Origin of the sequence: Cyanobium sp. Copco_Reservoir_LC18 (assembly GCF_009834675.1) — a bacterium.
In the GTDB taxonomy this organism is placed as follows: Bacteria; Cyanobacteriota; Cyanobacteriia; order PCC-6307; family Cyanobiaceae; genus Cyanobium; species Cyanobium minutissimum.
Genome location: NZ_ASAC01000002.1, coordinates 21,253 through 28,661, shown reverse-complemented (window position 1 = coordinate 28,661; position 7,409 = coordinate 21,253). Strand labels below are relative to the sequence as shown.

Below are 7,409 nucleotides of genomic sequence, written 5' to 3'. Positions count from 1 at the left end.
TCTGACTCCCATGCCACGGGACCGGCCCGGGCTCAGACGGCGAAGGAGCTGCCGCAGCCGCAGGTCTGGGAGGCGTTGGGGTTGGTGAAGTTGAAACCGCCGCCGATCAGGGCCGACGAGAAATCCAGCTGCATGCCGTAGATGTACAGCAGGCTCTTGGGGTCGCACACCACCCGGAAGCTGGGGGCGCCGGCGGGTTCGTAGGTGTAGGTCTCGTCGTCGGGAAGGATCTCCGCTCCGTCGATGAAATCCATCGTGTAGCTCATGCCGCTGCAGCCGCCGGAGCGCACGCCCACCCGCAGCACCTTCTCGCCCCCCTGGGACGCCATCAGGGTGCCCAGCTGGCGCATGGCCGGTTCGGTGATCAGGATGCCCTTGCCGTCCACACCGGTGTGGACGGCAAGGGCATCCTGATCACCGAACCTCGGGGTCTGGGTGGGGCTGCTCATCGATCGCAGGGGGGTCGGATGGGGGGAATCGGGCCGCCGGACGACGCGGTGAACGACCACTCTATGGAGATCCCTCCCCCGTGGGTCGGCTCCGGTCCATAGAGTCAGGACCAGAACGGGAATCGAAGGGTGCGGGTCGCCATCGTGGGTGCGGGTCTGGCCGGTCTGAGCGCGGCCGTCGATCTGGTCGACGCCGGTCACACGGTCGATCTGTACGAATCCCGCCCCTTCATGGGGGGCAAGGTGGGCAGCTGGGAGGACCCGGACGGCAACCACATCGAGATGGGGCTGCACGTCTTCTTCTTCAACTACGCCAACCTCTTCGCCCTGATGCGCAAGGTGGGGGCCATCGACAATCTCCTGCCCAAGGAGCACTGGCACCTGTTCGTCAACCGCGGCGGCGACCTGCGGGCCCTGGACTTCCGTTTTCCCATCGGGGCCCCCTTCAACGGCCTCAAGGCCTTCTTCACCACCCCCCAGCTCGACTGGATCGACAAGCTGCGCAATGCCCTCGCCCTGGGGACGAGCCCGATCGTCCGGGGGCTGGTGGATTACGAGGGGGCGATGAAGGTGATCCGCTCCCTCGATGCCATCAGCTTCCAGCAGTGGTTCCTCAGCCATGGGGGCAGCCCCCGCAGCATTGAGAGGATGTGGAACCCGATCGCCTATGCGCTCGGCTTCATCGACTGCGAGGCCATCTCGGCCCGCTGCATGCTCACGATCTTCATGATGTTCGCCTCCCGCACGGAGGCCTCCAAGCTCAACCTGCTCAAGGGATCCCCCCACCGCTGGCTGACCGGTCCGATCCTCGATTACATCCAGGCCCGTGGCGGCCGCCTGCACCTGCGCCACCGGGTCAGCGAGGTGCGCCACGAAGAGCGCAACGGCCAGACCGTGGTCACGTCCCTGGTGCTGGGCACCCCTGACGGAGAGAAGCGGGTGGAGGCCGACGCCTACCTGGCCGCCTGCGATGTGCCGGGGGCCCAGCGGCTGCTGCCCCAGGCCTGGCGCCGTTTCCCCGAGTTCGCCGCCATCGACCGGCTGGAGACGGTGCCGGTGGCCACCGTCCAGCTGCGCTACGACGGCTGGGTGACCGAGCTGGGCGACGGCGCCGGCCCCGACGCCCGCCGGGCCGACGTGGGCCGTCCGGTTGGCCTCGACAACCTTCTGTACACGGCCGATGCCGACTTCAGCTGTTTCGCCGACCTCGCCCTGACCAGCCCGGCCGACTACCGGCGGGAGGGCCTGGGTTCCCTGCTGCAGTGCGTGCTCACCCCCGGTGATCCCTGGATCCCCCGGAAGACGGAGGAGATCGTCGCCCACACCGACCGTCAGGTGCGTGAGCTGTTCCCCTCCGCCGCCGGCCTCCAGCTCGTCTGGAGCAACGTGGTGAAACTGGCCCAGTCCCTTTACCGGGAAGCGCCCGGGATGGAGCCGTTCCGCCCCGCCCAGCGCACCCCCGTGGCCAACTTCTTTCTGGCCGGGAGCTACACCCGCCAGGACTACATCGATTCGATGGAGGGGGCCACCATGAGCGGACGGCTGGCGGCCGCCGCCATCCTGGATCAGCCGGTGGCGCTGGCCACCTGCGCCGCGGTGGCCTAGGAGCACAACCATGGGGAAATGGCTTGAGCACAGTGTCACCACCGAGATCCAGGCCCCGGTGGGCAGGGTCTGGGAGGTGTGGAGCGATCTGGAGGCCATGCCCCGCTGGATGCGCTGGATCGAGTCGGTCGTCACCCTGGACGATCCGGACCTGACGGACTGGACCCTGGCGGCCCAGGGGTTCCGCTTCCACTGGAAGGCCCGGATCACCGAAAGGGTGAACTCCCAGAGGCTGCACTGGGAATCGGTGGGTGGCCTGCCCACCAAAGGGGCCGTCCGCTTCTATCCCCTCGGGCCCGACCTCACGGCGGTGAAGCTCACCGTCAGCTATGAACTTCCCGGCGCGCTTGCACCCCTGATGGAACCCACCATCATGGGTGGCATCGTCACCAAAGAACTGCAGGCCAACCTTGATCGATTTCGCGACCTGGTGGAGAAGGGCTGACGGGTGCCTCGACGGGCGCCTCGCGCTCGGTGCCCTCACCGGGCTGATGCTGACCGGATGCGGTGCGTCCCCAACGGCGGAAGCGCCGCCGGCGCCGCCGCCCCCCCGCCCGGCCGCCCCCACGGCGTCCTCCGGTGCCGTCCCCGAGGGCCTCACCCCCCTGCCCACCTCCCAGCAGGTGGTCAACGCCTTCCGCATGGGTCGGCAGGATCCCTTCGGATCGCTGGTGCCTGAGCTGGTCCCCGGGGCGGCGGCGGCTGGCACCACGGCTCGGGCCGCCGCCACGCCGCCGCCCTTCCTGAAGGACTTCCGCGTCACCGGCGTCATCGCCAGCGGCGGCCAGAGCGAAGCGGTGGTGACCTACCGGCAGCTCAGCGGCAGCCTGCGCCCGGGGGACCGCGGCGGTCGCACCACCGATCTGCTGCCCTCCGGCTGGAGTGTGGCGTCCGTGGATGTCCCCAACGGACGGCTGGTCCTGCAGAGCGGCAGTCGCCGGGTCAAGGTCGAGCTCTGAGGGCTCGGCTGCAGGCCTCCACCAGGCCCTCCAGGTCGTGGGGGTCCGCCTCTTCGTCCACCCTCCCGAGCCGCTCCCGGCAGCGGCGGCTGGTCTGGGGGCCGATCGAGACCACCCGCACCCCCTCCAGCCGTTCGAGCCAGGTTTCCCCGAAGCTGCCGGCCAGCAGCTGGGCGGTGTGCTCCACCGTCTTGCCGCTGCTGAAGGTGATGGCATCCAGCCTGCGTCGCTCCAGGGCCTGCAGCGCCCCGCTGGGGAGTCCGGCCGGACAGCGGGTCTCGTAGGCGGCCACCTCCACCACCCGGGCGCCGGCCGCGGCGAAGGCCTCCGCCAGCACCGTGCGGCCGCCGCTCTGCACCCGCGGCAGCAGCAGCCGCTGCCCCCAGCCCGACACCGGAAAGTGCTCGATCAGGCTGTCGGCCACGAAGGCCGGGGGCACGAAATCGGCGGGGGCCCCCAGGGCCTCCAGGGCCTCGGCGGTCTTGCGCCCCACCGCCGCCAGCCGCACCCCCCGGGGCCGTCCGGCCAGGCTGCTCCCCCGGCGAGCCAGCCGCTGCTCCACGGCGTCCACACCATTGGCGCTCGAGAAGAGGATCCAGTGGAACTGATCCAGTTCCGCCAGGGCATCGTCGAGGGGGCCCCAGAGATCGGGGGGGCCGATCACCAGGGCCGGCAGGTCGATGACACCGGCGCCGGCCTGCTCGAACAGCTGGCGGGCCGCCCCCAGCTGGGTTTCGGCCCGGGTCACGGCGACCGTGCGGCCCGCCAGCGGCAACGTCTTGTCCATCAGGCGTCCAGCCGCACGAGGGCGCCGGCCCGGTGGGCCAGCTCCCGGGCCTGCTGCGGCTCCCCCTGGGCCTCCAGCAGGGCGATCGCCCGCCGGAACCCCTCGCGGGCGCCGGGAATGTCGCCGGCCATCAGCAGGGCCGCCGCCAGGTTGCGCTGGGCGTCGGCGTGCTCCGGGGCCAGGCCCAGGGCCCGGCGGTAGGCCTCGATGGCCTCCAGCAGACGGCCCCGCTGGCGTTCGATCAGCCCCAGGTTGAACCAGGCCAGGGGCAGTTCCGGGCAGAGGTCGGTGACCGTTGCCGTCAGGGCCGCCGCCTCCTCCAGCTCCCCCTGGCGCAGCAGCAGGGCCCCGAGGTTGAGCCGGGCTCCCACGCTGAGCCGTCCATCCAGGGGCAGGGCCAGGGCCTGGCGGTAGAGGGCGGCGGCGGCGGCCGGTTCGTCCGGGCCGCGGGCGATGGCGAGGTGGAGGAGCAGTTCGTAGCGCTCGGCGTGGTCGTCGGCCCCGGCACGGGCCAGCCCCTCCTCGAGCAGGGCGAGGCCCCGGCGGCGCTGGCCCTGGCTCACCTCCAGGGCCCCCAGCTTGGCGCAGGCGTAGGGATCCCCCGGCCGGGCGGCCAGCTCCGCCTCCATGGCCGCGCGGAGGCGGGCCGCCTTGTCGCGCCGGGTCACCAGCTCGGGGCGGTACCCCTCGTGCACCAGGGCCGGCTCCGGGCAGGCCACCACCTGCCAGTCGGGTTCCTGCCCCAGCAGCGTGGCCACGCTGTCGTCGACCATGGCGTGGTACCGGCGGCTCCATCGGATCGCCGGATGGCGGCGGAACAGGCGGCTGACGCTGGAATAGGGCGACTGGGCGGCCCCCAGCTCCTGGCGCAGCAGGTTGACCAGCAGCACCCGGGGCTGCTCCATCAGGGCCCGCAGGGGCGCGCGGGCTTCGGGCCGCAGCCATTCATCCGCATCCAGCACCAGCACCCAGTCGCCCGTCACCAGATCCAGGGCGTGGTTGCGGGCGGGCGCGAAGTCCCCCGGCCAGTCGAGGTGGTGGACGCTGGCGCCGCAGGCGGCGGCGATTTCAGGGGTGCCGTCGTCGGAGCCGGTGTCCACCACCACCATCTCGTCGACGAAGCCGGCCACCGAAGCCAGGCAGCGCTCCAGTCGCTCGGCCTCGTTGCGCACGATCATCGACAGGCTCAGCATCGGACGCTGCGGGGCAGGACGGTCGTGCCAGGAGGCTAGGTGTCGGTGGGGGCTCAGTCGGTGAAGTCCACCGCGGCCGCGGCGCTGGCGGTGGTGCTGGCGGAGGCGGCGGGGGTGGCGCTCCCCTGGGACCCGAAGCCGAGGCGGCCCAGCAGTTCGCCCTGGGCCAGGGCCATCTGCCCCGGCGACCAGGCGGCCGGCACCGCCGGATCCAGAAGGGAGACCAGGGACTCCCAGGCATAGGGGCTGCCGTAGACGGCCAGGCCCGCCAGCCGGCCGGCGGCCTGGAGCTGGCGGATCACCGCCGGCCAGGGGTCGGGGCCGTCGGCCCGGCCCCGGAACGGGTTGCCGCGCACGAACAGCTGCAGCAGCACCGGCCCCTCGCCCAGCCGCCCCAGGGCCAGGGGGGCCTCCCCGTCCCCGCTCCAGGGGGAGGGGCCCTGGCCGTCGATCAGGCAGGTTCGCCATCCGGCCGCCGCCGGCAGGGCCAGGGCCGGGGCGCCCGCCGGCAGGAAGGGGCAGGCCAGGCTGTTGTCGAGGCGGATCAGGTTCACCCCGGGGCCGCCGGGCACCGGGCCCCGCCCCCGCACCACCAGGCTGCGCCGCACCAGCTCCAGGGCCAGCGCCCGGTCGGCGGGGGCGGGGCCGTTGCTGAGGCCGCCCAGGGGGGCCAGGGGGTCGACGTCGGGGTCGGCGAGGCAGCGCCCCAGGGCCCGGCGGCGCCGCCGCTGGCTGGCCTGCAGTTGCTCCAGGCTCAGCCGGCCGCCGGCCACCGCCGCCACGATGGCGTCGATCGCCCCGTCGGCGTCCCCCGGCATCAGCCCCAGGTCGGCGCCCGCCTCCAGGGCCAGCACCGCGGCCTCCGAGGCGCCGTAGCGGCCGGCGATCGCCTCCATCACCAGGGCGTCGGTGACGACCAGCCCCCCGAAACCGAGCTCCTGGCGCAGCAGTCCCGTGAGCACCGCCCGCGACAGGGTGGCCGGATGGTGGGGGTCGAAGGCCGGCAGCAGCAGGTGGCCGGTCATCACCGCGGCCACCTCCGCCGCGATGGCCTGCCGGAAGGGCGGCAGCTCCACCGCCTCCAGGCGCCCGCGGCCATGGGGGATGAGGGGCAGCTCCAGGTGGGAGTCGCTGGCGGTGTCGCCGTGGCCGGGGAAGTGCTTGGCGCAGGCGAGCACGCCTTCGGCCTGGACGCCGCGGCAGAAGGCGGCCGCCAGGGCCCCGGCCGTGGCCGGGTCCTCGCCCCAGGCCCGCACGTTGATCACCGGGTTGGCCGGGTTGTTGTTGACATCGCAGACCGGGGCGAGCACCCAGTTGAGCCCCAGCTGGCGCGCCTCCCGGCCCGTGCAGGCGCCGTAGCGCCGGGCCAGATCCACGGCCAGGGCTGGATCCTCGGCGTGGATCCGGGCCAGGGCCAGGGGCGGCACCAGCCAGCTGGCCCCCTCGAAGCGCTGGCCCACCCCCTCCTCCACATCGGCGCAGAGCAGCAGCGGCGCGCCGGCCCAGGCCTCCAGCTGGCGGGTGCGCAGCCGCAGTTCGGCGGCGCTGCCCCCCAGCAGGATCACCCCGCCCACGCCCCGCTCCAGCAGGCGCCGCAGGCTGGCGTTGTCCAGCTCCCAGCGGGGGTAGCGCCGCTGGCCATCGGCGGGATGGCCGCTGCAGCGCACCACCAGCAGTTCGGCGGCCAGGCGATCCAGTGCCTCGGGGGGGAGGGGGGCCTGGGGCGAATCGGGGAGGTCAGCCATGGGCGGGATCAGCTGTCGGCGTCGCTGTCGATGCCGCGGTCGCCCGCCGCATCCGCCTCGCCCGCCTCCGCCAGCGGCTCCTCCCGCCCGCGCCGCTCCGTCTCCAGGCGCTGCAGCAGTCCGAGCACCGTGTTGCCCTTCTCCAGACCCCGGTCGAGGACGAACACCACCTCCGGGGTGCGGCGCATCTTGAGGCGCCGGCCCAGCTCCCCCTTCACGTAGGCGGACGCCGCCTGCAGGCCCGCCATGGCCACCTCGCGATCCTCGGCGCTGCCGAAGATGCTCACGAAGATCCGGCAGTGCTGCAGGTCGCCGGCCACCTCAACGTTGGTGACGCTGACCATGCCGTGGTGGACCCGCTCGTCCTTGATGCCGCTCATCAGCAGCTCGCTCACCTCACGGCGGATCAGGGCCGCCACCCGTTCCACCCGTCGGCTCTGGGCCATGACTACGACAGCGGTGCCGACTGCACCATGGCACGCAGCACCAGGGTGAGGCTGACCAGTCCGCTGATCAGGGCGCCCACCAGCGCCACCGCCGTGACCGGGTTGCTGCGGCGCCGCGCCAGGGGCTCGAACACCGAGTTGAACACCCCCAGGCTGAAGGCGATCAGATAGCGCGGATAGCGCGTCACATTGACGAAGAAGTCCTTCATGGCCTCGGCGACGGTC

9 protein-coding genes are annotated in these 7,409 nt (G+C 72.7%); 3 read left to right on the top strand and 6 right to left on the bottom strand.

Features of this window, described 5'->3' with window-relative positions:
• Nucleotides 1–32: 32 nt before the first annotated feature.
• Nucleotides 33–449: an iron-sulfur cluster assembly accessory protein gene (locus L107_RS00190; protein ID WP_159815899.1), complete on the bottom strand. Its 417-nt coding sequence runs from the start codon at nt 447–449 to the stop codon at nt 33–35.
• A gap of 129 nt (nt 450–578) precedes the next feature.
• Between L107_RS00190 and zds the strand changes: the two genes are divergently transcribed.
• The 3 genes from zds to L107_RS00175 are packed head-to-tail and all read left to right on the top strand — an operon-like array spanning nt 579 to nt 3,013.
• On the top strand, nt 579–2,054 hold the full coding sequence (zds, locus tag L107_RS00185) for a 9,9'-di-cis-zeta-carotene desaturase (RefSeq protein ID WP_159815898.1): 1,476 nt from the start codon (nt 579–581) through the stop codon (nt 2,052–2,054).
• Nucleotides 2,055–2,064: 10 nt separating this feature from the next.
• A complete protein-coding gene (locus L107_RS00180; RefSeq protein WP_159815897.1) occupies nt 2,065–2,499 on the top strand; it encodes an SRPBCC family protein in 435 nt (144 codons plus the stop codon).
• Nucleotides 2,500–2,545: 46 nt separating this feature from the next.
• On the top strand, nt 2,546–3,013 hold the full coding sequence (locus L107_RS00175; RefSeq protein WP_159815896.1) for a hypothetical protein: 468 nt from the start codon (nt 2,546–2,548) through the stop codon (nt 3,011–3,013).
• Here L107_RS00175 and L107_RS00170 read toward each other — a convergent pair.
• Genes L107_RS00170 through L107_RS00150 form a run of 5 tightly spaced genes read right to left on the bottom strand, consistent with a single transcriptional unit; the run spans nt 2,997 to nt 7,393 of the window.
• The gene (locus tag L107_RS00170) at nt 2,997–3,800 is read right to left on the bottom strand and encodes a uroporphyrinogen-III synthase (protein ID WP_159815895.1); all 804 of its coding nucleotides are present in this window, start codon (nt 3,798–3,800) and stop codon (nt 2,997–2,999) included. The genes L107_RS00175 and L107_RS00170 overlap by 17 nt on opposite strands.
• Nucleotides 3,800–4,993 carry a glycosyltransferase gene (locus tag L107_RS00165; RefSeq protein WP_159815894.1) on the bottom strand — a complete coding sequence of 398 codons (1,194 nt, stop codon included), beginning with the start codon at nt 4,991–4,993 and terminating at the stop codon, nt 3,800–3,802. Before L107_RS00165 ends, L107_RS00170 begins: the two co-directional genes overlap by 1 nt.
• Before the next feature lie 53 nt (nt 4,994–5,046).
• Nucleotides 5,047–6,738 (bottom strand): glycoside hydrolase family 3 N-terminal domain-containing protein, encoded by a 1,692-nt coding sequence (locus tag L107_RS00160; RefSeq protein WP_159815893.1) that lies wholly within the window; start codon nt 6,736–6,738, stop codon nt 5,047–5,049.
• A gap of 8 nt (nt 6,739–6,746) precedes the next feature.
• Nucleotides 6,747–7,184 (bottom strand): 30S ribosome-binding factor RbfA, encoded by a 438-nt coding sequence (gene rbfA / locus L107_RS00155; RefSeq protein ID WP_159815892.1) that lies wholly within the window; start codon nt 7,182–7,184, stop codon nt 6,747–6,749.
• A 2-nt stretch (nt 7,185–7,186) separates the two neighbouring features.
• Nucleotides 7,187–7,393 carry a DUF751 family protein gene (locus tag L107_RS00150; protein WP_094587370.1) on the bottom strand — a complete coding sequence of 69 codons (207 nt, stop codon included), beginning with the start codon at nt 7,391–7,393 and terminating at the stop codon, nt 7,187–7,189.
• Nucleotides 7,394–7,409 lie beyond the last annotated feature (16 nt).